Here is a 25,616-nt window from a genome sequence, read left to right on the forward strand (position 1 = left end):
GTGCTCTACTCACAGCCCATGGCGACACATGAGAAGGCCTCCGTCCGCATCGGCTGCGCCGCCGGCTTCTGGGGTGATAGCAACGCTGCCGCGGGGCAGCTCGTGCGCTCCGGCAAGCTCGACTACCTGGTGTTGGACTACCTGGCCGAGGTCACCATGTCGCTGCTCGCGGCGGCGCGACGCAAGGACCCCACGGCGGGCTACGCCACCGACTTCGTGAGCGAGGTGATGGCACCGCTGGCGCACGCGCTGGTGGAGCGCGACGTGAAGGTGATCGCCAACGCGGGCGGCGTGAACCCCGAGGCGTGTCGCACAGCGCTGCAAGCGGCGCTCTCGGCGGTGGGTGTCACGCGCAAGATCGCGGTGGTGCTGGGCGACGATCTCCAGCCGCGCGCCCCCGAGCTGCGGCCACACGTGCTCGGCTTCGACGACGAACCGGCGCTCCCGCTCGAGACGGTGAGCATGAACGCCTACCTGGGCGCGAAGCCCATCGCCGACGCCCTCGCGCGTGGCGCCGACGTAGTGATCACTGGGCGCGTAGTGGACTCCGCCATGGTGCTGGGACCGTTGCTGCACGAGTTCGGCTGGACGCTGACCGACTACGACCAGCTCGCGCAAGGCTCCCTCGCGGGGCACATCATCGAGTGCGGCCCCCAGTGCACCGGCGGCAACTTCACCGACTGGCACACGGTCCCGCGGGCCGACGACATCGGCTACCCCATCGTGGCGTGCGCGGCGGACGGAAGCTTCGTGGTGGAGAAGCCACCTGGCACCGGCGGACTCGTCACGCGCTTCACGGTGGGCGAGCAGGTGCTGTACGAGATTGGCGACCCACGCGCCTACCTGCTGCCGGATGTGACCTGCGACCTGACCGGGGTGGTGCTCGAGGACCTCGGCGGCGACCGCGTGCGGGTGAGCGGCGCGCGCGGGCACGCTCCGAGTGAGCACTACAAGGTGTCGGCCACCTTCGTGGACGGCCAGCGCACCACGGCCACGCTCATGGTGGGCGGCCTCGACGCGCGCGCGAAGGGCGCGCACCTGGCGGAGTCCATCCTGGCTCGCGTGCGACGCCTGCTGACGGAGCAGGGGCTCGCCGACCTTCGCGAGGCGCGCGTGGAGCTGCTGGGCACCGAGGCCACCTATGGCGCGAACGCGCAGGCCCTCGCCACGCGCGAGGTGCTGGTGCGCATCGCGTGCGTGCACGACGACCCGCGCGCGCTCCGCCTCTTCGGGAAGGAGATCGCTCAGGCGGCGACCAGCAACGTGCCGGGCATCTTCGGCTTCGCGGGGGGCAGACCGAAGGCGACCCCGCGCATCCGCCTCGCGTCGTGCTTGGTGCGGAAGTCGCTCGTGCCCGTGAGCGTGGACCTCGACGGCGTGGTGAGCGTGTGTGACCTGCCCTCCAGCGCGGGGACGGTGCGCGCCCTGCCCACGGAGCGCGAGCAGGAGTCGCTCTCCGGGAGCGTGCCCGTGCCGCTCGTGAAGCTGGCGGTCGCCCGCAGCGGCGACAAGGGTGATCACTCGAACATCGGAGTCATGGCGCGCGCGCCCGAGTACCTGCCGTTCCTGCGCGCTGCCCTCAGCGAGGCCGCCGTGGCCCAGCACTTCCGCCACGTGCTCCACCCCGAGCGGGGCAGCGTCACGCGCTGGGAGCTGCCGGGCTTCCACGCGCTGAACTTCCTGTTGAAGCACGCGCTCGGCGGGGGCGGCGTGGCCAGCCTGCGCATGGACTCGCAAGGCAAGGCGCACGCCCAGCAGCTGCTCGACTTCCCCGTGCTCGTCCCTGCCACCCTGGCGGCGGCGCTGACGGGAGCTGACGCTCAGTAGCCCTCGGCGCGGATGTGGTCGGCCAGGCCCACGAAGAACTCCTGATAGTCGAAGTCGTTCTTGCCCCAGATCACGTGCGTGCCGGGGCCATCGCCGAAGAGCTGGCCCACTTCGTCCAGGTGGTCGGCCGGGATGCAGCCCAGGAACGCGCCGTGCTTCTGTGCGTGGGTCGGCACCACGCCATCGTGAACCATCACGCCGAAGGGCGAGACCAGCGGCTCGGCGATGGCGAGCTCCACCAGCGGGTCACGTTCACCGTCCCAGCGCGAGATGAACTCCGGCGCGCCGCCGGGCACCTGGCAGACGGACACGCCGGCGCCAGCCCCGGATGACCGCCCCGCGATGGAGAAGTAGTCGACGCCCGGCGCATCGGGATAGGCCGCCTCGAAGGAGGCCACGCCCTCGGGCGTGAACATGTGGAGCGCCTCGAAGAAGTCGGTCTCGTCCGTGTACTCGTCGAACAGCACGGGCCCCAGCAGGGCCTCGAGCACGTCCACGAACGGCTGGCCCACCGGGTTCTCCAGCAGGTCCACGAAGATCTGCCCGAGCGGGCTGCCGCCGTGTGGCGTGCCCAAGGTGAACACCGCCGCCACGAGCTCCGGGTGGTCGTGCGCCACGACCCGCGCGTCGAGACCGCCCTGCGAGTGACCCACGATCACCACCTGCTCGTGACCGGTGGCCGCCAGGATCTCCTCGATCTGCTCCGCCAGCTGCGCGCCACGCACAGTGGAGTTGTTGAGCGGGTCCACGCTGGTCACGAACACCTGCGTGTGCCCGGCGGCCGCGAGCGCCGCGGGGATCTCGAACCAGTAGTCCACCACGTCCGCGTAGCGCTCGGTGCCGAACATCCCGTGGGCCAGCACGATGGGATGCGGGGGCCCGGGCACGGCGGGAACGCCGCTGTCAGCGCCACCGGTCCAGTCGGGGTCCGCCTGGACGGTGCATTCGCCGAAGCCGTCACAGGCGGAGAGCGCCAGCAGCGCCAGGAGTGCCGCGAAGGGGAGAATGAGAGAGGATTGCTTCGGAGCCATGGTGATGTTGCCTTCCCGCGCCGCCTCGGCACGTGGGCATACACCACCACTCCTATCGCTCGAACACAGTGACCGATGACGCCATAGGTCTAACCGCCGGCGCCACGGCCGCTCACTCGGCGCGCACCTCGAGGCGGATGGCGCCGCCGCGCCGGGCCGTGCGGGGGCGCGGCTGATCCGAAGCCGCCTCGAACGCCGGCGGGCGATTCGGATCGCAGTCCGGGCCGAAGCCCGTAGCGTCGAAGCTGTAGGTGGCGTCGCCGCTCAGCTCGCCCTGGTTGGCCTCGACGCGCACCTCGTGGGTGCCGGCGCGCGCCGGGCTGCAGTAGCTCAGCAGGTAGAAGCGACGCGTCTGGCCGACGATGCGCTCACCGATGGTGGTGAAGGCCTGCGTCAGCGAGGCGGTGTCTTCGATGAGCACGTAGCCGGAGATGCCGATGTCTCCCAGCACCTCGGGGGCGATCTCGCTGCCCACGCCGATGGCGAAGACGTCGAAGTCGCCGTCCTCGAGGGCGTCCACGGCGTCGTCCTGCGACACGCGCGCCGCGCGGTCGGTGCCGTCGGTGAAGACCACGATGGTGCCGAAGCGCAGCGGCGCCTCGCTGGTGGCCATGGCGGCGGTCAGGGTGGCGGCGGCCTGCACGAGCGCGCCGTTCAGGTTCGTGGACGGGTCACGCGTCTGGAAGCTGCCGAGACGAGCCACGCCCTGCGCCGGGGTGTCGCGGTTGCGGCGGAAGGGCTGCATCTCGAAGATCTCCTCCGAGCCATCGAAGGCGTAGACGCCCACCTGCTGCTGGGCCTCGACAGCCGCCGTGAACTCGGTGGCCGCGGCGGTGATGGCCGGCACCCAGTCGCTCTCGGTGACGCTGCCGCTCATGTCCACCAGCAGGAGCGTGAAGTGCTCGGCGGCGACCTCTTGGTTGATGATGGTCTGCTGGCTCTCGCTGGGCGAGACGCGCTGGTCGTCCTCGTAGATGACGAAGCTCTCGGCCGCCAAGCCGCCCACGGGCTCACCCTCGGCGTCGTCGACCGTGAAGAACATCGCCACGTTGCTGGGCTGGGCGTGGGTCCCGTCCACGAGGTTGACGTTCAGCCCGGAGCCGCAGCCGACGGACGCGGTGGCGAGGCCAACGAGCAGCGAGATCGAGAGAACGGGAGACGAAGTGCGGTGTTTCTGGGCCATGGTGGCGGCAGCATACACTACTGACTGGACGCGTCGATTGCCTTGGCGAGCGCGCTGCGCAGCCCCTCGAGCACGAACGGCTTCTGCAGGAAGTCGACCGAGACGACATCGGCCCCCGCCTCGGCCCGCTCGCGGATGTCGCTCTCCACGTAGCCGCTCATGAGCACCACGGGCAACGCGGGCTGCTGCAGACGGATGCGCCGCAGGAGCTCGAAGCCGTCCATGCGCGGCATGGTCAAGTCCAGCAACGCGAGGTCATAGCCCGCGTTGGGCGCGCTCAGATGGCCGAGCGCCGTCTCCCCGTCGGGCGCCGACGTGACCCGATAGCCGAGCGCCTCCACCATGAGCTGCGTCGCGTCCCGCACCGCCGGCTCGTCGTCCACGATGAGCACGTGCCCGGCAGCGGTGGCTTGCGCCGCGGCTGTCGCGGAGACGCCCACGTCGTGGCGAACGGTGCTCTCGCAGAGCGCCAAGCGGAATGTAGTCCCTGCGCCAGGGGCCGATGTCACGGACAGGCCGCCGCCGTGCCCGCGCACGATGCCGAGGGTCGCCGCCAGCCCCAGGCCTCGCCCCGCGAACTTGGTGGTGAAGAACGGCTCGAAGATGCGGGCAAGCGTCTCGCTGTCCATGCCGGGGCCGTGGTCGCGGACCTCCACGCACACCAGCGATGCCCCCTCGGTGGTGTCGGGAGCGACCACCGCGGCAGCCCACTCCGCGGCCACATAGGGCGCACGCGTCACGGCCACGTGCACGTCGCCGGGCGCATCGCCATAGGACTCCACGGCGTTGAGCACCAAGTTCATGAGCACTTGCTGCAGCTGCGGCCGGTCCACGTATGCCATGAGCGGCGCGTCCTTGGTGCTCACGCGCAGCTCCACCTGCTTCGGGACGCTGCCGTGGAGCAGCTCGCGCGTCTCGTGGAGCAGCCCCGCGAGATCCAGCTGCACCTTGAGGGTCTGGCCGCGCCCCGCATACGCCAGCATCTGGTTGCACAGCTCGGCCGCCTTCAGGCTGGCGCGTTCGATCTGGTGGAGGGCGCTCGCGCTGGTGGCGTCGGTGGCCTTCTGCCGCGCGAGCGACGCCATGCCCAGGATGCTGGTCAGGATGTTGTTGAAGTCGTGCGCAATGCCGCCCGCCAACAGGCCGAGGCTCTCGAGGCGCTGGGTCTCTTGCAGCTTGCGCTCCAGCTCGAACCGGGTGGCCTCGGCGGCGCGACGCTCGGTGATGTCGCGCGCGTAGCTCAGCAGCACGCGCGTCTCGCCGCTCTCGTCGGGCAGCGGCACCACCCTCGAGTTATAGCTGCGCAGCGTGCCATCGGGGGCGGGGAAGACGAACTCCTTGCTGCCCGCTCGCCCCGTCTCGAACACCTCGCGGTAGACCGACTGGAAGTACGCCGCCATCTCGGGGGGCATGCCCAGCTCGTAGTGGTCGCGGCCCACGAAGGCCTCGGGCGGCGAGCCCGACGCCTCGGTGATGGCCTGGTTCACGTACACGTGCCGGTACTGCCGGTCGATGACGGCGATGATGTCGGGCGAGCTCTCCACCATCTGCCCGAAGAAGTACTGGTCGCGGGGCCCACCGCTGGCTGCGATGCCATAGCGCTCGGCCGTGAGGCAGAAGCTCGGCCCCTCGGACCCGCTCGCCGCCGCGCGCCGCACCGTCACGCGATGGGGCACCCCGCCTGCGCTCCAAGCCACGAAGTCACCCTGCGGGACAGCATAGGAGGGCGCGTCCGGAGGCAGCGTGCCGAGCGCGGCGTCCATGGCGCGCTGCAGCGTGTCCGGCTCGAAGCGCAGCGTGCAGTGCAGCAGGTCGGGCTCGGCCACTCCCGCCGTACCGGTGAGACAGCGGAACTCCGAGCTGGCCGCACGGATGAGCATGCGCCCCGCCTGCGGCTCGACGATGCCCACGGGCGTCGCCACGCCGCAGAGCAGCTCAGCGAACGACATCGTCTCCTGCAGGGGAGGACCCCCGTCGGTCGGCGGGGCTCGAGATGCCCTCACTCGCGAAGGGCGAGCGCACGAAGTACTCGCTGGTCATGACGTTGGGGATGCGCGTGATGGGGAGGAAGTCGGTCACGCTCGACAGCATGGTAGCGATGTTTCGCAGCAGCTGGACCGGATTTTTCGCCCCGTAGAAGAGAAACGGGTTCTGCACGTGCTCGGCGGATGGCCAGGACTCCTCGACGATGCCCTCGTAGGGGAACGCGCCGGGGGTGAGGGCTTCTTCCACCACGTTCCGCACGTAGCGGGCGCGCGGTTGCATGGCCTCGCTCATGGGCGACTGCCGCCCGAACCAGCGGCGCTGCCACTCCTCCTTCGCGAGGTGCGCGGGGCGCTCCAGCAGGGTGACGGCCACGATGTAGGGCGAGCGCTCGCCGTCGGGCCAGCTCCGCGGCTGGCCGTGCGGGTTGTCGCCGTACTCGGTGTAGAGCGACTCACGCACGCGATAGCCCGCGAGGTCGAAGCCGGCGCCGCGCAGCACGTCCTCGAACGGCTCGCGCGCGGCGCCGTCGTCGAGCCACAGGTTCACCTGCGCCACGAAGGGCTCGTCCGAGAGCGGGGTCTCGGGCGCGGGCGACTTCACGCCCACCCGCTCGTCGGCGATGTTGCACTGCAGGTAGCGCGCCCCGCGCGCGAGCAGCGCCGGCGCGCACTCGTCCAGCAAGAGGGTGCGCACGCGCTCGGGGGACACGTCACGCTTCGCCCAGAGGATGTAGACCAGCTTCTTCATTGGGCTCGTGCGCTCTTCTGCAGGCTGTCGTGGTAGCGCTGCAGCTCGGGCAGCAGGTCGCTCAGGTCCTCGCGGCGCAGGCGCGGCACGTAGCCCAGCTCGCGGCGCGCCCGCTCGATGGAGAAGTGCGCGCCCTCGGTGAGGTTGCGGATGGAGCGGCGCGTGATGGTGGGCACGGGGGCCCCGAGGCGATGCGCCACTTCGAGGCCGGTGGCCACGCGCAGCATGAGCGCGCCCGGCACGCGCACCTTCGGGAACGGGTGGCCCAGACCCTCCACCAGCGGGCGGAACCACTCCATGGCGTCGAAGCGCTCCCCGTCGGTGATGAAGTAGGCGCGACCTCCCACGTCGCCCGGCCGGTGCGCAGCGCACGGGCCGCCAGCAGCGCCGCGTCCACCACGTTGTCCACGTGCGTGTTGTCGAGGGGCGTCTTGCCGTCGCCGATGGTGGCTTTGAACGAGCCCTTGGCCAGCTCCGCCACCATGGCGTCCAGCATCATGCCGCCGCGCCCCGGCCCCCAGATGCCACCGGGGCGAATGGCGCACACGCGCAGGCCGCCCGGCTGGTCCGCCGCGAGCGCCACACGCTCCGCCGCGATCTTGGTGCGCGAGTAGAGGTCCGGCGCCTGCGTGGCATGCGGCAGCGTCTCGTCGCCGCCGTCGATGGCGTGATCCATGACCACGTTGATCGAGCTCACGTGCACCAGCGCCTTCACACCGGCCGCGCGCGCCGCGCGCAGCACGTTCTCGGTGCCCACCACGTTCACGGCATAGGCCATGCGGCGCAGCGCAGGCTGGGCAAAGCGCTCTTCCACGGTGGCGATCAGCGCAGCCGAGTGGAACACCGTGTGCACCCCCTCGAAGGCGGGTGCGATGCTGGCGAAGTCGCGCAGGTCGCCCTGGAAGTGGCGCGCGCGCGGGTCGGGCGCGGCCTCGGCGAGGTCGAGCGTGTGCACCTCGCATCCGAGGGACAGCAGCCGCTGGACGAGCGCGCGCCCGAGGTAGCCGCAGCCACCCGTCACGAGGCAGCGTGGACCGATGGTATCGACGTCAGCCATACACCTTGCGCGTGCTCTTGCTGATGAAGTCCACGGCACCGCGGCGCGAGAGCATGCGCATGGCGGTGGCGAGCGCGAGGTTGAGAGGCCCCGCGTAGTAGATGGGCCCGTCTCCCAGCTTACGGAGCGCGCCGGTGGCCACCGCCTCGGGCGACATGGGGAACACCTGCTTGCGCTTGGCTTCGGGCGTCTGCGCCTCGAAGTTGGGCGTGCTCGTGGCGCCGGCCACGCACACCAACACATCCACGCCGAGGGGCCGGAGCTCTGCCCAGAGGCCCTCTCCGAAGACGTTGTCGAACGCCTTGCTGGCTGCGTAGGTGCCCACCAACGCCGTGCCCTGCAGGCCCGACATGCTGGACATCAGCAGCAGACCGCCGCGCCCACGCGCCACCAGCCGCGGCGCGAGCAGCGACGTGAGCACCAGCGGCCCGCGGCAGTTCACGTCCAGCGTGGCCTGCTTGCTGGCCAGGTCGGTCTCGAGGAACGGACCGATCTTGGAGTAGCACGCGTTGTAGACCAGCAGCCCCACGTCGCGGCCCTCGAGGATGGCAGAGAAGCGCTGCTCGAGATCGGCGGCGCCGAGGTCCAGCGAGATGGCGTCCACGCGCACGCCATGTCGACGCCGCAGCAGGTGCGCCTCCGCCTCCAGCAGCTCGGTTCGCCGCGCCAGCAGCACGAGGTCGAGCCCCTTCTCGGCGAGCTGGTGGGCGAACGCCCGCCCGATGCCCTCGGTGGCGCCCGCGACGACCGCCGTCGGGCCATAGCGCGCATGGAATTCTGGGTCGAGGATCATGGGCGGTGGTCTAACGTTCGGCACCTCGTGCCGTCAACCGGAAGTCGGGTACGCTTGGCGTCGAAGGCCACCCTACGATGCTGACTCGAATCCACGAAGCCGCGTCCGCGCTCTTGCCCGCGCGGCGCACCCCACGGACCACCGTCGCCCCGAGCGAGCGCCCGCCCATCCGCATCCGCCGGCCCACGTTCGATGTGGCCGATGATGCCCCCAAGTACTTCTATCGCGGCGAGAAGGGCGTCACCGCGCTGCTCTATGCGCTCTCGGCGGTGTTCCCGGAGGGCGAGCGCATGTTCATCGACTCCGTGCAGCACTACCGCGACCGCATCACCGACGACGCGCTGCGGCAGGACGTGCGGGCCTTCGCAGGCCAGGAGGCGCAGCACGGGCGCCTGCACGAGGCCTACAACGCGTACGCCAAGGCACGGGGCTTCGACGTGGACCCGATCAGCGCGTCCGTGAAGGAGCGCAACACGCTGTTGAAGAAGCGCCTGCCCCCCGCGGCGCGGCTGGCCACCACCGCGGCGCTCGAGCACTTCACGGCGCTGCTGGCCGAGGTGCTGCTGGGCGACGAGCACTTCCTGGATGGCGTGGACCGCGCGCACGCCGAGCTGTGGCGCTGGCACGCGGCCGAGGAGGCCGAGCACAAGGCCGTGGCGTTCGATGTCCTCGACGAGGTGTCGGGCAGCTACGTGACGCGCCTGCGGTCGTATCTGGTGGTGTCGGTGATGTTCCCGTCGTTCACGCTGCTGCACACGCTGCACCTCATGCGGCACGACGGGACGCTCCTCGACTTGCGCGCGCATCTCGGCCTGCTGCACTTCCTGTTCGTTTCGCCAGGGGTCCTGCCCAAGGTCGCGCCGGGCTGGCGAGACTACTTCCGCCCGGACTTCCATCCGTGGTCGCGTGACGACCGTGAGCTGCTCGCGCGCTGGGCACAGGCCGCAGCCGCATAGCTCTGGCGCGGATGCGCTCTGCCCCCGGCGGCTTGCGTTCGCAAATGATTTTCATTATCAGCAGAGGAGATGCCCCCCACTCTTCCGGCCGAGCACCTCGACGCGGTCCCCGTAGGCCGCTCGGCCACCGTGATCTCCGTGGCCTGTGAGCGGCCCACGGCGCGCCGCCTGATGGAGCTGGGGCTGCTGCCTGGAACTCGCGTGGACGTGATCCGCATCGCCCCCATGGGCTGCCCCATGGAGCTGCGCGTGCGGGACTCGTCGCTCTCCATTCGGCGTGCCGAGGCCGCGCGTGTGAGCGTGCAGTTGCTGCCCAGCGGGGCGGCAACGGGCGCGCCCGAGCAGGCGCCCTCATGACGCGCCCGCGTGTGCTGCTGGCCGGCAACCCCAACGCCGGCAAGACCACCCTGTTCAATCGCCTCACGGGCAGCACGGCGCGCGTGGGCAACTACCCGGGCGTCACCGTGGAGTGCTCGGCCGGAACGCTGCGCTGCGACGACACGCTGAGCGTCGAGCTGATGGACCTGCCCGGCACCTACAGCCTGAGCGCGCGCTCGCCGGAGGAGCGCGTGGCGGTGGACGCCATCTTCGCGCGGGGTGAGGGCCGCCCGGCGGCGGTCGTGGTGGTGGTGGACGCCACCGCGCTCACGCGAAACCTGTACCTCGCGCTGCAGATCCTCGAGACCGGCGTGCCCGTCGTGATCGCGCTGAACATGATGGACGCCGCGCGTCAGGCGGGGCTGGTGATCGACCACGCCGCGCTGGCGAAGGCCCTGGGTGCCCCGGTGGTGCCGATCAGCGCGGCACGCGGCGAAGGCCTGGACGTCCTGCGCGCCGAGGTCACGCGCACCCTGCGCGATGCCGCAGCAGACGGGCCGCGTGGAGTGCCCCGCGTGCCCTACCCCCGCCTGGTCGAGGAGTCCGTCGCGGCGCTGATGCCGGCAGTGTCCGATCACCACGCGGACGCCAGCCCCACCGCCCAGCGGGCGCTCGCGCTGTGGGCGCTGCTCTCGCTCGGCGACGACGAGCTGGTGGGCGTGCCGGGTGCGCTTCGCCAAGCGGCCGCGGACACGCGCGCCACCGCCCTCGAGCGCGCCACGGACCTCGACCAGGCCATCATCGCCGCGCGCTACACATGGCTCGAGGGCGTGGTGGCCGGCAGCGTGACGCGCCCGGCAGACGACAAACGCACCTTCACGGACAAGCTGGACGCGGTGCTACTGCATCGCATCTCGGGCTTCGCCGTGTTCGTGGGTGTGATGTACGTGGTCTTCGAGACGCTCTTCTCGTGGTCCGCGCCCATGACCGAGCTGATCGAGGCCGGGGTCGGGGCGGCTCAGGAGCTGGTCCAGCTGCAGCTCGGGCCCGGCTCGCTGCGCGACCTGCTGAAGGACGGCATCATCGCCGGGGTCGGCAACGTCATCGTCTTCGTCCCGCAGATCGCGATGCTGTTCCTCATGCTGGGCTTCCTCGAGGACAGCGGCTATCTCGCGCGCGTGGCGTTCTTGATCGACCGCGTGATGGCGCGCGTGGGCCTGCACGGGAAGGCCTTCGTGCCGCTGTTGAGCGGCTGCGCCTGCGCCGTCCCGGCCGTGATGGCCACACGCACCATCGAGACGCGCCGCGACCGCATCGCCACCATGCTGGCCCTGCCGCTCATGTCGTGCAGCGCGCGCCTGCCGGTCTACGTGCTGGTGATCGGCACCGTCTTCGCCAGTGAGGAGCGCGTGGCCGGCGTCTTCAGCCAGGGCGCGCTGGTGCTGTTCACCATGTACGCGGTGTCCGTGCTGGCCACCCTGGGCGCGGCGGCGGTGCTGCGCCGCACGGTGCTCAAGGGCCCGCGTCCGGCGCTGGTGTTGGAGCTGCCGCCCTATCGCCTGCCCGAGTGGCGCACGCTGCTGCGCAACACGTGGGAGCGCGTACGCGGCTTCCTGGTAGACGCCGGCACCATCATCCTGGCCCTCACCATCGTGCTCTGGGCGCTGCTCACGTACCCGAAGAGCGACGAGATCCACGCGCGCCACGAGGCCGAGCGCACTGCCGCAGCCAGCATCGCTGTCGAAGCCGAGCGCGACGCCAGGCTCGCCGCCATCGACGACTCCGAGAAGGGCGAGCAGATCCGCGAGAGCATCGCCGGGCGCGTGGGCCTCGCCATCGAGCCGGCGCTCGAGCCGCTGGGCTTCGACTGGCGCATCGGCGTGGGCATCATCGGCGCGTTCGCCGCGCGCGAGGTGTTCGTGGCCACGCTCGCCACCGTGTTCGGCATCAGCTCGGGCGAGGACGACCCCGTGCCGGTCAGTGAGGCGCTGGCCAGCGCCACCCACACGGACGGCCGCAAGCTCATGACGCCGCTGGCGGGGCTCTCGCTCATGCTCTTCTTCGTCTTCGCCTGCCAATGCATGAGCACCATCGCCGTGGTGCGCCGCGAGTCCGGCTCCTGGAAGTGGCCCCTGCTGATGTTCAGCTACATGACGGCGCTCGCCTACGTGGTATCGCTGGCGGTCTATCAGCTGGGCTCGGCCTTGGGCTGGGGGCTCACGTGACCTGGCAGGACGGCGTCACCTGGCTGATCGTCGCGGGCGCCGTGGCGTTCTTGGTCAACCGCTTCGCCTTCGCGTCGCGCCGGAAGTCCAAGAAGAACTCGAACAAGCCCGACGTGCCGGTGAAGGCGTTGCTCAGGAAGCGCCCGAAGCGCTAGCCCATTTGGGGTGGATGCTGCGTCCGCCGCACGAGCGCGGCCCGCACTTCGGCGAACACCCGCGCGTCGTCTTCGTGCGGCTCTTCGGGCTCGGCCGCGCGCTGCGAGAAAGGCCGCGAGGGGTCCTTTGCGTCGCGCCCCAAGCGCTCGCTCACGCGAGCCCGCATCGCTTCATCCAAGGGCAACTGGAAGTAGTCGGCGATCTGCTCGACCCCGCCGGTGGTCAGGCGCTCGTAGTCCATGAAGAGCCCGGGGGAGAGCGCATCCTGAGCCAGCGCCAGCCGCCCGATGCCGGCAACGAGCCGCGCCACGTAGCGCTCGAAGGGCACCTCCCACGGCTCCTGCGGTCGCATCCCGAAAGGCGTCACGTCCAGCTGGCCCGGCAGGACCTTGCCGCCGGCCACCCGCACGTTCGCCGCGAACACGTCCTCGAGACGGCGGTGCAGGAACACCCAACGGGCCTCCGGGAAGGCCGCTCGCAGCAGAGGCAGGTGCGCGATGTGCGTGGCCTCGGGCTTGATCACCACGTCGCCACCGTTGGGCAGAAAGGGCGCGGCTTGCGCCAGCGCCAGCGCACGCACGAGGCGGGCGCGCTCCTCGAGCGTGGCGCCCAGCGCGTGGCCGGTGAGCGCGATGTCCAGCGTTGCGGGCTCACTCAGGACCACCGTGCGAGGGCGCTCGGCCAGCGCCTGCGCCACCAGCGTGGAGCCGCAGCGGGAGATGTGCATGACCAGCCCCGCCACGCGGATGGGAGGCGCGTCGGCGAGCACGGTCGCGAGGTCGCGATGCGATGTGATCGTGCGGAACAGCAGCGACGCGGGGCGCGTGAGCCAGCGCTCGACCGTGCCTTGGAAGAAGGGCTCGACGGGGCCCGCGCCCCACACCGGGATGGACTCGACCGGCCAACACTCACCATCCCACGCGCGCACGTGCACCGGCACGAAGGGGACACCGCTCATCGCAGCCACCGCTCCAGGTGCTCCCGGCGCGCGTCGCGCACGGCCTGCTCGAGCGCTTCCCGTGAGACGTCGAGCTCGGGGCCCAGCCGCAGCGCACGCAGCGCGGCCTCGAAGTCATCCATGGTCTCGGCCGAGAGCAACGTGGCGAGCAGCTCGGGGCGGTCCAGCACGTGGCTCCGGAGTAGCGCGAACGGGGTGGACATCGCCTGGAGAGTACGGTGTCCGCGTGCCACTCGCAGCGGTTTTGCCCTCGGGCCGGTGCTAGAGTCGCGGCTCTTGGACCACACGGAACGCCATGACCTCGCCTGCCGCCTGCCCATGCCGGTGGACCTCGCCGCGCTCGAGCGCGATGTGGGCGCGCTCCCGCCCGAAGCGTGGGTGGGCCACTTCAACACACGCGTCTACCAGGGCGAGTGGAGCGGCGCCGCGTTCCGCGCTCCGGGCGGCGACGCGTCGCGGCTCTACCCGGACCTGACGGGCAAGCTGCCCTTCGAGGACACGCCCCTGCGCGCGGCCTGCCCCGGCGTCGACGCGCTGATGCACAGCTTCGCCTGCCCGCTCTTGGCGGTGCGCTTCCTGCGGCTGGGCCCCGGCGCGCGCATCCTGCCGCATCGCGACTACGACCTCGGGTTCCGGACGGGCGAGGTACGCCTCCACGTCCCGGTCATCACCTCCCCCGAGGTGGCGTTCGTGGTGGCAGGTGTGCCGCTCCCCATGTCCCCGGGCGAGGTGTGTTACGCGGACTTCGATCGCGTGCACCACGTGCACAACCCCGGCCCCGAGCCACGCGTGCACTTGCTGCTGGACTGCGTCGTGAACGACTGGCTGCTCGAGCGCTTCGACGCGGCCACCGAGCGCATTCAGGTCCCGGCGAGCGCCTCGTAGGCCGGCCGCGCGATGGCGTCCACCAGGTTGCGGAGCGCATCGCTCGCTGCGCCGCGCTTCGCCTCGGTGTCGGGGCTGAAGGGCTGTTCCACCCGCTTGGCGTGCTGCGAAGTGAGCCACGCGACGGACGCTCGTCCGACGTCGTCCAACGTCACGCCGAACGACGGCAGGACGCGCTCGAACGCCGCCCCGGGCAGCTCCTCGTAGCGCACCAGCAGCGCGCCTTCTCGCACGGCAAGGGCCGCGTGGGTGTAGAGCTCGCGGAGCACCAGGCAGCCGTAGCGGTCCAGCTCGTGCGGCTGGAACTCGCTCGCGTCGATACCGAGCACCGCGCGCGGGAGCAGACCGGGCACCATGTGACTGCCGCGGTTGACCGCGTGGGACACGGCTACATCGAGCGGGTCACGCACCACCACCGCGAAGGGGACGTGCGGGAACGCCTCACGGAACAGCGCGTGGCTGGCCAGGTGCCAGGCATCCAGCTTCAGCACCAGGCGCTCGGTCGAGCCCGTTCGATCGCGCGCGTACATCGCCACCACGGCGCGCAGCGCCCTGACGCGAGCCTCGTGGGAGAGCGGCATGCGCGTCACCACCACGTCCAGCGGCTCGGCCTCGGGGATGACGGTGGTGGTGGGGTCGGCCTGGCAGATCCGCACGGGAATCGACGATCCACAGCGCGACACGTGGAAGAGGATGCCCGCGAGAGGGACCGGGTTGTCGAAGGCGGGCGCCGCTTCGAGGATGGACAGCGGCGCGCGCACTCGGCGTGCGAACCCACCGCTCGCGGCGAGGTTCCGCGCCACGCACTCGTCGAGGAACGCGCCCTGCAGGGGCTCGCTCCCGACGTCGACGAGCATCACGGTCGGCTCGTCGCGGCCCATGGGCACCCGAGCGGGGATGACGCCCGGGTGCTTCAGGAACGCTAGCGCCGCATCATGGTCAGCGTGGGTGACGTGCACGGCGCCGACGGATCACGAGGCCAACGACTAGGACCGACCCGAGCCACGCGAGCGGCTCACTCGTTTCGCCGTCGGTGACGGTGCAGCCACAGCCGCCGCCGCCGGTCAGGCCACCACCCATGTCCGGGTTGGTGCCCGCGTCGCCGACCGCAGCGTCGCCGTTGGCCGCATCCTGCCCACCGTCCGTGGCGGCGTCGTCGCCCGCGTCCGTGGCCGCATCGCCCACCGCGCCGTCCAGGACGTCCGCGTCCGGGAGCGCTCCACCGTCGGTCACCGTGCCACCGTCGGTCACCGCGCCGCCGTCGGTCACCGTGCCGCCGTCGGTCACCGTGCCGCCGTCGGTCACCGTGCCACCGTCGGTCACCGTGCCACCGTCGGTCACCGTGCCACCGTCGGTCAGCGTGCCGCCGTCCGTGATCGTACCGCCGTCGGTCACCGTGCCGCCGTCCGGCACGCCCGCGTCAGTGACGCACGAGCCATTGCTCACGAACACGCACGTGTTCGAGCCGCCGCAGCTGTCGTCGGTGCAGCTGTCGTTGTCGTTGCACTCGCCGTCGGCAGCACAGCAGCCCATGATCGCGTCGTTCGCACAGCCCGTGAGCACATCACACGAGTCCGCCGTGCAGACGTTGTTGTCGTTGCAGCTCACCGTGGTGTTCGCGCAACCCGTCAGCGCATCGCAGGAGTCTGCGGTGCACGCGTCGCTGTCGTCGCACGCCAGGGTCATCCCGGGCACACAGCCCGTCGCCGCGTCGCACGTCTCGGTCCCGTTGCACACGTCGGCGTCGTTGCACGAGAGCGCCGTCCCCGACACGCAGCCCGTCGCCGGCGCGCACGTCTCCGCGCCGTTGCACGCGTTGCTGTCATCACACGAGAGCGGGGTGCCAGCCACGCAGCCCGTCGCCGCCGCGCAGGTCTCCGCGCCGTTGCACGCGTCGCTGTCGTCACATGTGGGCGCCGTCCCGGCCACGCAGCCGGTCGCCGGATTGCACGTCTCTGCCCCGTTGCACGCGTCCCCGTCGCTGCAGGTGGGCGCCGTCCCAGCCACGCAACCCGTCGCCGGGCTACACGTCTCTGCGCCGTTGCACGCGTCGCTGTCGTCGCACACGAGCGGGGTGCCAGCCACGCAGCCGGTCGCCATGTCGCAGGTCTCCGCGCCGTTGCACGCGTTCCCGTCGTTGCAGGTGATCAGGGTGTTCGAGCAGCCCGTCATCGGGTCGCACGAGTCTGCCGTGCACGCGTTCCCGTCGTCGCAGCTGATGGGCGTGTTGGCGCAGCCGCCAGGCTCGCCGCAGCTGTCGGTCGTGCACGCACTGGTGTCGGTGCACGAGAGCCCGGCGCTCGTGCACGTTCCCGCCTGACACGTCTCGGCGCCCGTGCAGGTGAGGCCATCGTTGGTGCAGGGCGTGCCGTTCGCGCGGTCGACGTCGGCAGGGCACGCAGTCTGGCCCCCCACGCACACCTCGGTGGCATCGCACTCGCCGCCGAGCGCCGTGCGGCAGGTGACCGTCGGGGCGAACACCGCCGTCAGCGCGGTGCACGTGCCATTGGCCGTTCCGCCGAACGCCACGCTGCACGCCTGACAGTCGCTCGCCCCGCCTGCGCACGCGGTGGCGCAGCACACACCGTCCACGCAGCTGCCCGAGTCGCACTCGGCTGCGCCGCTGCACGCCTCTCCGTTCGCCTTCTCGAGCACCACACCCACGATGTAGGCCGCGCCGCTGTTGGCGCCGCTCGAGTCGCGGTAGGGAGCGCCCACCAGCGCCGTGGTGCCCGACACGGCCACGCTGTCACCGTAGCGGTCGCCGGCGCCGGGGATGGTGGCGCTGGTGCGCAGCTCGTCGACCCACGTCGCTCCGACGTTGCGGTACGAGTAGGTCGAGCCCGCGTCCACGTTGGCTCCGACGTCGTCGAAGCGCGCGCCGATCAGCGCGAAGCTGGGCGCGAGCGCCACGCCATAGCCGAACTGGTCGTCCGCGGCGGCGTCGCTCGCCAAGAGGCGCACGGTCTGCGTCCAGGTGGAGCCTGCACGGTCGAACACGTACGCCGCGCCCTGGTTGAACTCGGTCACCTGGTTCTGGGGAGCGCCCACCGCCAACCGGTTGCCCCGCAGCGATAGGGAGCGGGAGAACTGGTCGAGCGCGGCAGCGTCGGCCGCCACCAACTTCTGCTGGAGGGTCCACGTCGCCGCCGGCTCGGTGAACACGTAGACCGCCCCGGTGGGCGTCGCCACGGGATGGAAGATGGCTCCGACCGCCAGCGTCTCCGTGGCCTCGTCGATGGCCACCTGGGTGCCGAAGTCGTCACCCAGCGCGCCGTCGGGCGACTTCAGGCGCTCATCGAGGGTCCACACTGTGCCCGCACGGCGAAACACGCTGACCGCGCCGCCTGCCGTACCGCGGTCGTCGTAGCGCGCGCCCACGGCGGCGAGGTTGCCCGCCACCGCGACGGCGCAACCGAACTGCTCGCCGGCCGTGTCGCTCAGCACGGCCTGCTCGGCGAACGCCGACCCGTTCCAGGTGTACACGACCGCTTGGCCGGTTCCGAGGGGCGCGCCCACCACCAAGGTGGTGCCGGCCAACGCCACGGAGTACCCGAAGCGCGCGGTGCTGCCCACGACCATCGGCGCCGTCAGCTTCTGCACCTGGCTCCAGGTCCCCGTCGTCAACTGAAACACGTAGACCGCCCCCGCGGGGTCGTCGTCGTAGCTCGCCGCGATGACCGCCAGCGTCCCGTCGATGGCCACTGCGGGACCGCCGCTGGACTCGAAGGGCGTCCCGCCGAGCTCGTCGTTCGCGGCGCCATCGGCCGCCGTCAAGATGGCGGTCTGCGTCGTGAGGATCGGGTCCACCGTCACGGGGTAGGTCGCCGCCGAGTCGTCCACGCGCAGCACCACGTCGCCCGTCACGACGGCCATGGCGGCCGGCAGGCGCTTGCCGCTCGCGTCGGTCACCACCAGGTCGCGATACACCAGCTTGGCCGCCCCGTCGGCGTCGTGCAGCACCACGTCCGTGCCCATGAGCACCGGGTCGAGCCCATCGAAAGAGACCACCAGCTCGAGTGCGCCCTCGCCGGGCAGCGGCTCCACGAGCGTCATGCCGTGCTCGAGGCCCGCAGGCGTCTCGCGAAACCACTCGGAGAGCTCGGCGTGCTCATAGCGAGCGCCATCGTCCGTGAGCTCACGCGTGCCCCGCTCGAGCGTCTGCTGCGAGCCGCCCCGGCCCACGCGCGTGAGGCCCAGCTGCACGCGCGACGCGTCGGGCTCGGGGGTCACGCCCACATCGGCGCCTTCGCCCGCGAAGACCACGCTCCCATGGGGCTCGACCGGCGGCGGTGTGCGCAGCCGAGCCGAGGCCGGTGGGGTGCCCGCGGTCGAGCCATCGCGGTCGGGCGCGCTGTTGGGGGTCGCACGCTCCCCTTCGGGAGTCGCCGCCGGCCGCGCATACCAGCCGAGCAGAGCGACCAGAACCGAGAAACCAACGAGCAGAGACCCGCGACGACGTGGCGTGAGAGACATCCGTTGAGCTTACACTTTTCCCGCTGCGTGCCTAGACCGCGCGCAACTCGACGTGCAGTTCATCGCACCCCACTTCGACGAAGCCGTGACGGACGTACCAAGCCACGGCCCGCTCCCCCAGGCCCACGTGAAGGCGAACCGACGCACCCGCCTCGCGCGCTTCGGCGAGGATGTCCTCGAGCACGGCGCTCCCCACGCCATGCCCACGAGCCTCGTCCACGAGGGCGATGTCGACCAGCCACCAGTCGCCCCCCACCCGCGACTCGATCACGCGCCCCACGGGCGCGCCCGCCTGGACCACGACCCGGTCGAGCATTCCTGGGGTCCCCGTCACCGAGTGTTCGAACGCGCGGCGCTGCTGCACCAGGATGTCGCCCCGCAGCGGCTCGGGCAGCCCGGCGAAAGCCGCCCCGCGCGCGTTGTCGAAGCATCGAGCCAGGAACGGCTCATCCCCGTCCGCCCGGTCTCGGAGCACCCACGAATTGTGTCTGACCACCATTTTATTCCCGGACCAGATGGTTTAGCATGGCGGCATGGCAACGCCCTTCATCGCGCAAATCAGCTTGTTCGCTGGCACCTTCGCCCCTCGCGGCTGGATGTTCTGCAACGGGCAGACCCTCCCCATCCAGCAGTACACAGCGCTCTTCGCGTTGATCGGCACCACCTACGGCGGGAACGGCCAGACCACCTTCGCGCTGCCCGACCTGCGCGGTCGAGTGCCCCTCGGCACCCAGCAGGGTCCCGGCTTGAGCAACTACTCGCTGGGCCAGATGAGCGGCACCGAGACGGTGACGCTGCTCTCCACGCAGATCCCCGCGCACAACCACGCGCTCCAGGCGTCCACGGCGGCCCCGAGCACGCCCACCCCCGCGAATGCGTCGCTCCCCACGGGCAGCAGCCGCATCTACGCCGCCGGCGGGGCCTCGCAGACCCTCAACCCCACGTCCATCGGGAACGCGGGCGGGTCCCAGCCGCACCCCAACATGCAGCCCTACCTGGCGTTGAACTACATCATCGCCGTCGAGGGCGTCTTCCCCTCGCGAAACTGATGGGAGCTATGATGAAGCGCCGCTCGTTCATGCAGTTGGTGGCCGCCACCGGGGTGTCCGCCATGTCGGGCGTGAGCCTGGGCGGCTGCGCCGAGTCCCACCTGGGCACGTCGGGCGGCACCGCGTCGGCGGAAGCCGGGTCGCTCCACTTGGTGTTCGACAGCCTGGGACGCACGTTCGAGCTCGACCGCACCGCGGGCATCGTCCGCGTGGCCTCGGCCGAGGCCTCCCGCGTCATCGGCATGGAGCGCTTCGCCTTCCCGCGCGCGCTGGCCGTGGACGAACAGGGGCGCATCGCGCTCGTGGACGTCGCACAGCACAGCGTCACCGTCTTCGATGCCGCGCTCGATCCCCTCTTCGTGCTGCGCACCGAGACCCTGCGCACCCCCACGGGCGTCGCGTTCGCGCAAGACGGCACCCTCCTGGTCGCCGATGGCGCAGCCCACGTGGTGCGCCGCTATGACTGGCGTGGCACCGAGCTCGGCAGCTGGGGTGAGCTCGGCAGCGACCTCGGTCAGCTGAACTACCCGCGCGCAATCGCCATCGCGCCCGACGGCGACGTCCATGTGGCCGAGGCGGGCAACCGCCGCGTCCAGGTGTTCACGGCCGACGGTCTGGCCACGGGCACGTACGGCGACTTCGCAGCCGTGGCGCTCGCGTTCGATGGAAGCGGCCGCAGCTGGGTGGCGGACCGCATCGCGGGAGATGTCCGCATCTTCGATCGCGGCTCACTGGTGGACGGCTACGTTCCGGACCACGGAGCCCCGTACGCGCTCTCCACACGCGCGGACGGCTCCGTGTACGTGGCCGCCATCTGAGACGAGGGCTCTCGTCAGTCGTCCTCAATCAACCGGCCGCGGAAGAAGCGCTGGATCTTGTGGTGCGGCGCCTCCTGTACGACGACTGGCGCGGCCAGCGGCAGGGGAGCCGGCACGGGCGGAGGCCCTGACACACGCGGCGGTGGTGGCGGCGGTGGCGCGATGACGGGCACCGGCGCGGGAGGCGGCAGCACGGGGGAGAAGGCCGCCTGCGAAGGCGAGGCCGGCGGGGCGGGCCGGAGTGTGGGCGGCAGCGTAGACGCCTTGGAGGCCGCCTGTGCCGCGGCCGCGAGCACATCGGGCAGGCGCTTCAACACCAGGCTCGTGCCCATGCGCAGCGACGGAGCGCTCACGTCCTGCCGCACCAGCACGCACAGGATGATCTCGCCTGCGGTGCGCAGGAAGAGCAGGTGCGGCCCGTGCGAGAGCGTGACGGAGTCGATCTGCTCGCCCTGCGTCTCGAGCGCGTCCTTGAGCCGCGCGATGCGTGGCGCGGCCTCTTCGAGCGCGTGATCGTCGAACATGGCGGGCATGTCTCGGGCGCGCACCTGCCCGAGCAGGTCCACCACGAAGCTGCCCATCACGCCCTCCACATCGCGCAGCGTGCTCAGCAGCGGGGCCACGCTCATGGACTGGCCGTTCGCAAGAAGCGCGTGAGGTCCGCGCGACGATCCGCACGCAGCGCCACGATGGTCTGACGCTCCACCCGCACCGCGCACTGCACCTGCGCGGTCTTCGCGTGCAGCTGCTCGAAGGGCTCGAGCCCGAGGCTGTCGGCGATGAGCGTCGCCAGCCGCGCCACGTAGGCACCCGTCTGGGCCAGCAGCTCCGAGTTGCCCTTCTCCCGCAGCACGTCGCCCTCCACGTCGATCTCGGCGAGGTCGGTCACTCCCGCGAGGCTCATCAGCTGCTCCACGTCGTCGCTCATCGCTGCGCTCTCCTTGGTCAACGTCGCGCTCCGATGCAGCCCCGAGTCCCCGTCGCCGTGGCGGGCGCTGCCGAGCGGCGCAAAGGGCAGCACCTCGGCCACGTGGGCCACAGGGATGCCAGTGACGGTCTGCTCGGGCCCGGGGATGACGTCGCTCTCGTCCTGCTCTTGCGCCGCGCGCAGCAGCAGGTTCTGCCAGCTCTGCTGGATGGTGGCGCGGGAGGGCCACGGGCGGTCCACCGGGGTCACCTCACCGCCGCGCCAGCGCAGCATCTCGAAGACCGCGCGCTCGCCGATGGCGCCGCCGTAGCGCGCGTGCACGATCTGGCCTGCGTCGAAGTAGAGGTAGCCCATGCGCCCGTCGGACGTCACCTGCATGCAGCCGTGGGTGGCGCGCGTGCACTCCAGCTGCACCAGGTCGAACAGCGATGCGCCGCTGAGAGAGGCTCGGAATCCGGGGTGGGTAGGGGTGGTCATGTTGCTGCTCCTATTCACTCACGCTCGACATCACGTTCAAATCTCGGCGGGGTAGGCCTCGGCGCCGTGCGACACCAGGTCGAGGCCGGCGCGCTCTTCATCGGGGGTCGCACGCAGGCCAACGACCCGGTCGATCAGCTTGAAGAGCAAGAGGGACATCCCGAAGGCCCAGATGAAGCAGGCCAGCGCGCCGAGGGTCTGGCTGGCGAGGCGCATCACCGAGAAGCCCTCGTGGTGGAAGAGGGCTACCGCCAGGGTGCCCCACAAGCCGCAGACACCATGCACGCTCACCGCGCCGACAGGGTCGTCGATGCCGCGCCGCTCGAAGAAGAACACGGCGGCGATGACCAGAGCGCCAGCCACTGCACCGATCACCACCGCGGCCCATGGCGGCACGTAGGCACAGCCCGCCGTGATGCCCACGAGGCCCGCGAGCGCGCCGTTGGCGGTGATGCCCACGTCCGGCTTGCCCACCAGGCGCCACGACACGAACATGGCGGACGTAGCCCCGGCCGCGCCGCCCAGGTTGGTGTTCAACGCGATGAGCGCCAGCGACTTGCCCACGCCACCGTAGAGCGCACCCTCGCCGCCCGTCACGCCCGTGGTGCTGCCCGCGTTGAAGCCGAACCAGCCCATCCACAGGATGAATACACCCAAGATCGTGTAGGCCACGTTGTGGCCCGGGATGGGGCGGGGCGTCCCGTCCTTGCTGTACTTGCCGAGGCGCGGTCCGATGACGATCGCGCCGGCGAGCGAGGCCCAACCGCCCACGCTGTGGACCACCGTCGAGCCGGCGAAGTCCGTGAAGGCCGGCAGCCCGAGGGAGTCCAGCAGCCCACCCTCGGGGGCCTCGAGCCAGCCCCCGCCCGCGAACAGGCCACCCCACACCCAGCTCCCGAAGATGGGATAGATGATGAGCGTGATGAACACCGTGTACACCAGGTAGGCCTGGAACTTGGTGCGCTCCGCCATGGCGCCCGACACGATGGTGGCCGCCGTTGCCGCGAACACCGTCTGGAACAAGAGGAACGCGTAGTTCCAGGGCACCTCGTCATAGCCCATGAGGAAGAAGCCGTCGGTGCCGAAGAGCCCGTTGGTGGTCCCGAACATGAGCCCGAAGCCCACGGCCCAGAACACGAGGGACCCGAAGCAGAAGTCCATCAGGTTCTTCATCAGGATGTTCACGGCGTTCTTGGCGCGCGTGAAGCCGGCTTCCACGAACGCGAAGCCAGCCTGCATCCAGAACACCAGGATGGATGCCACGATGATCCACAGGAAGTTCACGGGGAGCCCGCCGCCGCCAGCGTTCAGCGGGTCTTGGCTGAACTCCGGCTGCTGCGCGACCGCGTCACTCGGAGCGGGGGGCTGCGTGGCGCTGGTGTCATCCGACTGGGCACCGACCGAGAGCGGGGCGGCGTGGACGAGGAGCGCGAAGACGAGGGGGAGCGTCCGGGCTTTCATCACGACTATCTTCCACGGCCAACGTTTCGCGCCGATTTCCTGTCAGTAACAATGACGCGCTGCGTAATCGCGCACGGGCTGACGCCCGAAAGTCGTTACAATCAGAGGCGATTCCGAGAATGACGCGCACACCTTCCCCTACGTCTCGCGTGCCTCCATGACACGTCGTGTTTCGAACGAGTAACGTCCGCTGCGGCTGTGGGCCCACGAACCGGACCCTGCCCACCCCGGCCAGCCCACCGTGCATTCGCGGTCGCGCGGTGGCGACTCAACTGCTAGGGTCCGCGCCTTCGGAGGTCTCTACATGCCAGGTTCTGCCGCCGCTGGGTTGACGTTCACTCCCCCCCTCATTTTCGAGCGTGGCGCCAAGGATCGCACCGGTGCTTCGCTGCCCGCGCCCGAGGTCCCGCAGGTGGACCCGGCCGCGCTCTACGGCGACCTGTTCCGCAAGCAGCAGCCCGGCTTGGCCGAGGTCTCGGAGCCCGAGGCCGTGCGCCACTACGTGCAGCTCAGCCAGCAGAACTTCGCCATCGACACGGGCATGTACCCGCTCGGGTCGTGCACCATGAAGTACAACCCGAAGGTCAACGAGTGGGCCGCGCGCCTGCCGGGCTTCGCCACGCTGCACCCGCTCACGCCGGACAGCATGGCGCAGGGCGCCCTCGAGCTGATGTACCGCCTCGAGCAGGGCCTCGCGCAGGTGTGCGGCATGGACCGCGTGTCGCTGCAGCCGGCCGCCGGCGCGCAGGGCGAGTACGTGGGCCTGCAGATGATCCGCGCCTACCACACGGCGCAGGGTCGCAGCCCCAAGAAGGTGCTCATCCCCGAGACGGCGCACGGCACCAACCCGGCCAGCTGCGCGCTCAACGGCTTCACCGCCGTGCCCTTCCCCGTGGACGAGCACGGCATCGTGCTGCCGGAACAACTGGCCCCGTTCGTGGACGACGACGTGGCGGCCATCATGGTCACCAACCCCAACACGGTGGGCCTGTTCGAGACGCACATGGCGGCCATGTCCGAGATGGTGCACGCGAAGGGCGGCCTGGTGTACGGCGACGGCGCCAACCTGAACGCCATCATGGGGCGCGGTCGCCCCGGTGACTTCGGCATCGACGTCATGCAGTTCAACCTGCACAAGACCTTCACCACGCCGCACGGCGGTGGCGGCCCCGGTTGCGGCCCGGTGGGCTACAAGAAGATCCTGGACCCGTATGCGCCCGTCCCCGTGTCGGAGCGCAACGAGGACGGCACCTACCGCCTGGACTACGGCAGCCGCCCGAAGAGCATCGGTCGCGTGCGCTCGTTCCACACCAACTTCGGCATGGCCGTGCGCGCGTACGCGTACATGCGCGAGATGGGGCCCGAGGGCCTGCGCATGGCCACGGATCTCGCGGTGCTCAACGCCAACTACCTGCGCGTGTGCCTGGGTGAGACGTGGAAGGTGGCGTTCGACCGCACCTGCATGCACGAGGTGGTCATCAGCGACAAGCACCTCAAGGACACGCACGTCACCACCATGGACGTGGCCAAGCGGCTCATGGACTACGGCTACCATCCCCCCACGGTGTACTTCCCGCTGGTGGTCAAGGGCGCCATGCTGATCGAGCCCACCGAGACCGAGACCAAGCAGGAGCTCGACGCCTTCGTGGCGGCCATGCAGGCCATCAGCGAAGAGGCCCACCGCGAGCCCGAGACGGTCACCGGCGCGCCGCACCTCACGCGCTTGCGCCGCCTGGACGAGACGCGCGCGGCTCGCACGCCGGTGCTGCGCTACACCCCGCCTGCTGGCGCTTGAGGCCATCCCGGCGGCGCAGGCCGTCGGGCGACCGGGCGACCGGGAACGAGAAACGCCCGGCGGCGGGGGCCGTCGGGCGTCTTCATGAGGGAAGCAGCAGAGCCGCCTCGGGGATGCCGAGGCGCCCGCGTTCCACCGCTCAGGCGGTCTTCTTGCCGTACTTCTTGTTGAAGCGGTCGATACGGCCTGCGGCGTCCATGACCTTCTCCTTACCGGTGAAGAAGGGGTGACAGTCCGCGCAGATGTCGATCTGGAACGTGGACTGCGTGGAGCGAATCTCGTGAGTCGCGCCGCACGCGCAGCTGATGGTGACGGGCTGATACTTGGGGTGGATGTCGGGCTTCATGGTGGTCCTCGTACGCTCCGAAGATTAGAGCGGCAGGCGTAGGTAGCAGCCTGCGCCCGAGATCGCAAGACACGCGGCCTCGGGCCGCGAGGCGTGGTCAGGGCACCAGGTTCGAGTCCAGCACCAGCGCGTCGGCCTGACGGG

24 protein-coding genes are annotated in these 25,616 nt (G+C 70.6%); 9 read left to right on the plus strand and 15 right to left on the minus strand.

Annotated features, from left to right (window positions below):
* Positions 1-18 precede the first annotated feature (18 nt).
* Positions 19-1,827 carry a DUF1446 domain-containing protein gene (locus IPI43_06905; GenBank protein ID MBK7773854.1) on the plus strand — a complete coding sequence of 603 codons (1,809 nt, stop codon included), beginning with the start codon at positions 19-21 and terminating at the stop codon, positions 1,825-1,827.
* Here the strand turns inward: IPI43_06905 and IPI43_06910 are convergent.
* The 6 genes from IPI43_06910 to IPI43_06935 all read right to left on the minus strand — a co-directional run bounded on the left by IPI43_06910 (position 1,821) and on the right by IPI43_06935 (position 8,624).
* A complete protein-coding gene (locus tag IPI43_06910) occupies positions 1,821-2,858 on the minus strand; it encodes an alpha/beta fold hydrolase (GenBank protein ID MBK7773855.1) in 1,038 nt (345 codons plus the stop codon). The two genes, IPI43_06905 and IPI43_06910, sit on opposite strands and share 7 nt — an antisense overlap.
* A 112-nt stretch (positions 2,859-2,970) precedes the next feature.
* Positions 2,971-4,041 (minus strand): VWA domain-containing protein, encoded by a 1,071-nt coding sequence (locus IPI43_06915; protein MBK7773856.1) that lies wholly within the window; start codon positions 4,039-4,041, stop codon positions 2,971-2,973.
* Between the two features lie 17 nt (positions 4,042-4,058).
* Entirely contained in the window at positions 4,059-5,990 is a 1,932-nt protein-coding gene (locus IPI43_06920; protein ID MBK7773857.1) for a response regulator, read from the minus strand.
* A complete protein-coding gene (locus tag IPI43_06925; GenBank protein MBK7773858.1) occupies positions 5,977-6,774 on the minus strand; it encodes a hypothetical protein in 798 nt (265 codons plus the stop codon). Before IPI43_06925 ends, IPI43_06920 begins: the two co-directional genes overlap by 14 nt.
* A gap of 61 nt (positions 6,775-6,835) precedes the next feature.
* Positions 6,836-7,831, minus strand: coding sequence for an NAD-dependent epimerase/dehydratase family protein (locus IPI43_06930; protein MBK7773859.1), 996 nt, complete (start codon positions 7,829-7,831; stop codon positions 6,836-6,838).
* Entirely contained in the window at positions 7,824-8,624 is an 801-nt protein-coding gene (locus tag IPI43_06935) for an SDR family NAD(P)-dependent oxidoreductase (protein ID MBK7773860.1), read from the minus strand. Before IPI43_06935 ends, IPI43_06930 begins: the two co-directional genes overlap by 8 nt.
* A gap of 77 nt (positions 8,625-8,701) precedes the next feature.
* Here IPI43_06935 and IPI43_06940 point away from each other — a divergent pair, with 77 nt between their 5' ends.
* The 4 genes from IPI43_06940 (at position 8,702) to IPI43_06955 (ending at position 12,278) form a co-directional block, all read left to right on the plus strand.
* Positions 8,702-9,580 (plus strand): metal-dependent hydrolase, encoded by an 879-nt coding sequence (locus IPI43_06940; protein MBK7773861.1) that lies wholly within the window; start codon positions 8,702-8,704, stop codon positions 9,578-9,580.
* A 69-nt stretch (positions 9,581-9,649) separates the two neighbouring features.
* Positions 9,650-9,937, plus strand: coding sequence for a ferrous iron transport protein A (locus IPI43_06945; protein MBK7773862.1), 288 nt, complete (start codon positions 9,650-9,652; stop codon positions 9,935-9,937).
* Complete coding sequence (gene feoB / locus IPI43_06950; protein ID MBK7773863.1) at positions 9,934-12,123, plus strand: ferrous iron transport protein B; 2,190 nt, start codon at positions 9,934-9,936, stop codon at positions 12,121-12,123. Before IPI43_06945 ends, feoB begins: the two co-directional genes overlap by 4 nt.
* Complete coding sequence (locus IPI43_06955; GenBank protein ID MBK7773864.1) at positions 12,120-12,278, plus strand: hypothetical protein; 159 nt, start codon at positions 12,120-12,122, stop codon at positions 12,276-12,278. Before feoB ends, IPI43_06955 begins: the two co-directional genes overlap by 4 nt.
* On the opposite strand, the gene IPI43_06960 is transcribed toward IPI43_06955, so the two are convergent.
* Together IPI43_06960 and IPI43_06965 are read right to left on the minus strand one after the other, a co-directional pair.
* On the minus strand, positions 12,275-13,237 hold the full coding sequence (locus IPI43_06960; GenBank protein ID MBK7773865.1) for a hypothetical protein: 963 nt from the start codon (positions 13,235-13,237) through the stop codon (positions 12,275-12,277). The two genes, IPI43_06955 and IPI43_06960, sit on opposite strands and share 4 nt — an antisense overlap.
* Positions 13,234-13,440 (minus strand): hypothetical protein, encoded by a 207-nt coding sequence (locus IPI43_06965; GenBank protein ID MBK7773866.1) that lies wholly within the window; start codon positions 13,438-13,440, stop codon positions 13,234-13,236. The genes IPI43_06960 and IPI43_06965 overlap by 4 nt, the downstream gene beginning before the upstream one ends.
* A gap of 115 nt (positions 13,441-13,555) precedes the next feature.
* Here IPI43_06965 and IPI43_06970 point away from each other — a divergent pair, with 115 nt between their 5' ends.
* Entirely contained in the window at positions 13,556-14,122 is a 567-nt protein-coding gene (locus IPI43_06970) for an aspartyl/asparaginyl beta-hydroxylase domain-containing protein (protein ID MBK7773867.1), read from the plus strand.
* Here the strand turns inward: IPI43_06970 and IPI43_06975 are convergent.
* The 3 genes from IPI43_06975 to IPI43_06985 are packed head-to-tail and all read right to left on the minus strand — an operon-like array spanning position 14,098 to position 19,073.
* A complete protein-coding gene (locus IPI43_06975; GenBank protein ID MBK7773868.1) occupies positions 14,098-15,081 on the minus strand; it encodes a hypothetical protein in 984 nt (327 codons plus the stop codon). The two genes, IPI43_06970 and IPI43_06975, sit on opposite strands and share 25 nt — an antisense overlap.
* Positions 15,062-18,598 carry a hypothetical protein gene (locus tag IPI43_06980; protein ID MBK7773869.1) on the minus strand — a complete coding sequence of 1,179 codons (3,537 nt, stop codon included), beginning with the start codon at positions 18,596-18,598 and terminating at the stop codon, positions 15,062-15,064. The genes IPI43_06975 and IPI43_06980 overlap by 20 nt, the downstream gene beginning before the upstream one ends.
* Positions 18,599-18,629: 31 nt before the next feature.
* A complete protein-coding gene (locus tag IPI43_06985; protein ID MBK7773870.1) occupies positions 18,630-19,073 on the minus strand; it encodes a GNAT family N-acetyltransferase in 444 nt (147 codons plus the stop codon).
* Positions 19,074-19,131: 58 nt separating this feature from the next.
* On the opposite strand from IPI43_06985, the gene IPI43_06990 reads away from it, so the two are divergent.
* Together IPI43_06990 and IPI43_06995 are read left to right on the plus strand one after the other, a co-directional pair.
* Positions 19,132-19,647, plus strand: coding sequence for a phage tail protein (locus IPI43_06990; protein ID MBK7773871.1), 516 nt, complete (start codon positions 19,132-19,134; stop codon positions 19,645-19,647).
* Between the two features lie 11 nt (positions 19,648-19,658).
* The gene (locus IPI43_06995; GenBank protein ID MBK7773872.1) at positions 19,659-20,465 is read left to right on the plus strand and encodes an NHL repeat-containing protein; all 807 of its coding nucleotides are present in this window, start codon (positions 19,659-19,661) and stop codon (positions 20,463-20,465) included.
* Between the two features lie 14 nt (positions 20,466-20,479).
* Here the strand turns inward: IPI43_06995 and IPI43_07000 are convergent, their stop codons facing one another.
* Genes IPI43_07000 through IPI43_07010 form a run of 3 tightly spaced genes read right to left on the minus strand, consistent with a single transcriptional unit; the run spans position 20,480 to position 23,331 of the window.
* The gene (locus tag IPI43_07000; GenBank protein MBK7773873.1) at positions 20,480-21,094 is read right to left on the minus strand and encodes a hypothetical protein; all 615 of its coding nucleotides are present in this window, start codon (positions 21,092-21,094) and stop codon (positions 20,480-20,482) included.
* Positions 21,091-21,870 (minus strand): DUF4388 domain-containing protein, encoded by a 780-nt coding sequence (locus IPI43_07005; protein ID MBK7773874.1) that lies wholly within the window; start codon positions 21,868-21,870, stop codon positions 21,091-21,093. The genes IPI43_07000 and IPI43_07005 overlap by 4 nt, the downstream gene beginning before the upstream one ends.
* A 36-nt stretch (positions 21,871-21,906) precedes the next feature.
* Positions 21,907-23,331 carry an ammonium transporter gene (locus IPI43_07010; protein ID MBK7773875.1) on the minus strand — a complete coding sequence of 475 codons (1,425 nt, stop codon included), beginning with the start codon at positions 23,329-23,331 and terminating at the stop codon, positions 21,907-21,909.
* Positions 23,332-23,635: 304 nt separating this feature from the next.
* On the opposite strand from IPI43_07010, the gene gcvPB reads away from it, so the two are divergent.
* A complete protein-coding gene (gene gcvPB / locus IPI43_07015) occupies positions 23,636-25,126 on the plus strand; it encodes an aminomethyl-transferring glycine dehydrogenase subunit GcvPB (GenBank protein ID MBK7773876.1) in 1,491 nt (496 codons plus the stop codon).
* A gap of 139 nt (positions 25,127-25,265) precedes the next feature.
* Here gcvPB and rpmE read toward each other — a convergent pair whose 3' ends face one another.
* Entirely contained in the window at positions 25,266-25,472 is a 207-nt protein-coding gene (gene rpmE / locus IPI43_07020; GenBank protein MBK7773877.1) for a 50S ribosomal protein L31, read from the minus strand.
* Between the last annotated feature and the right edge of the window lie 144 nt (positions 25,473-25,616).

It is taken from the genome of Sandaracinaceae bacterium (assembly GCA_016706685.1).
Classification (GTDB): Bacteria; Myxococcota_A; Polyangia; order Polyangiales; family Houyiibacteriaceae; genus JADJJE01.

Bases quoted from the DNA above. Each gene is read 5' to 3' on its own strand.
- IPI43_06905 (MBK7773854.1), top strand. From the start codon at position 19: ATGGCGACACATGAGAAGGCCTCCGTCCGCATCGGCTGCGCCGCCGGC.
- IPI43_06910 (MBK7773855.1), bottom strand. From the start codon at position 2,858: ATGGCTCCGAAGCAATCCTCTCTCATTCTCCCCTTCGCGGCACTCCTG.
- IPI43_06915 (MBK7773856.1), bottom strand. From the start codon at position 4,041: ATGGCCCAGAAACACCGCACTTCGTCTCCCGTTCTCTCGATCTCGCTG.
- IPI43_06920 (MBK7773857.1), bottom strand. From the start codon at position 5,990: ATGTCGTTCGCTGAGCTGCTCTGCGGCGTGGCGACGCCCGTGGGCATC.
- IPI43_06925 (MBK7773858.1), bottom strand. From the start codon at position 6,774: ATGAAGAAGCTGGTCTACATCCTCTGGGCGAAGCGTGACGTGTCCCCC.
- IPI43_06930 (MBK7773859.1), bottom strand. From the start codon at position 7,831: ATGGCTGACGTCGATACCATCGGTCCACGCTGCCTCGTGACGGGTGGC.
- IPI43_06935 (MBK7773860.1), bottom strand. From the start codon at position 8,624: ATGATCCTCGACCCAGAATTCCATGCGCGCTATGGCCCGACGGCGGTC.
- IPI43_06940 (MBK7773861.1), top strand. From the start codon at position 8,702: ATGCTGACTCGAATCCACGAAGCCGCGTCCGCGCTCTTGCCCGCGCGG.
- IPI43_06945 (MBK7773862.1), top strand. From the start codon at position 9,650: ATGCCCCCCACTCTTCCGGCCGAGCACCTCGACGCGGTCCCCGTAGGC.
- feoB (MBK7773863.1), top strand. From the start codon at position 9,934: ATGACGCGCCCGCGTGTGCTGCTGGCCGGCAACCCCAACGCCGGCAAG.
- IPI43_06960 (MBK7773865.1), bottom strand. From the start codon at position 13,237: ATGAGCGGTGTCCCCTTCGTGCCGGTGCACGTGCGCGCGTGGGATGGT.
- IPI43_06965 (MBK7773866.1), bottom strand. From the start codon at position 13,440: ATGTCCACCCCGTTCGCGCTACTCCGGAGCCACGTGCTGGACCGCCCC.
- IPI43_06970 (MBK7773867.1), top strand. From the start codon at position 13,556: ATGCCGGTGGACCTCGCCGCGCTCGAGCGCGATGTGGGCGCGCTCCCG.
- IPI43_06980 (MBK7773869.1), bottom strand. From the start codon at position 18,598: ATGTCTCTCACGCCACGTCGTCGCGGGTCTCTGCTCGTTGGTTTCTCG.
- IPI43_06990 (MBK7773871.1), top strand. From the start codon at position 19,132: ATGGCAACGCCCTTCATCGCGCAAATCAGCTTGTTCGCTGGCACCTTC.
- IPI43_06995 (MBK7773872.1), top strand. From the start codon at position 19,659: ATGAAGCGCCGCTCGTTCATGCAGTTGGTGGCCGCCACCGGGGTGTCC.
- IPI43_07000 (MBK7773873.1), bottom strand. From the start codon at position 21,094: ATGAGCGTGGCCCCGCTGCTGAGCACGCTGCGCGATGTGGAGGGCGTG.
- IPI43_07005 (MBK7773874.1), bottom strand. From the start codon at position 21,870: ATGACCACCCCTACCCACCCCGGATTCCGAGCCTCTCTCAGCGGCGCA.
- IPI43_07010 (MBK7773875.1), bottom strand. From the start codon at position 23,331: ATGAAAGCCCGGACGCTCCCCCTCGTCTTCGCGCTCCTCGTCCACGCC.
- gcvPB (MBK7773876.1), top strand. From the start codon at position 23,636: ATGCCAGGTTCTGCCGCCGCTGGGTTGACGTTCACTCCCCCCCTCATT.
- rpmE (MBK7773877.1), bottom strand. From the start codon at position 25,472: ATGAAGCCCGACATCCACCCCAAGTATCAGCCCGTCACCATCAGCTGC.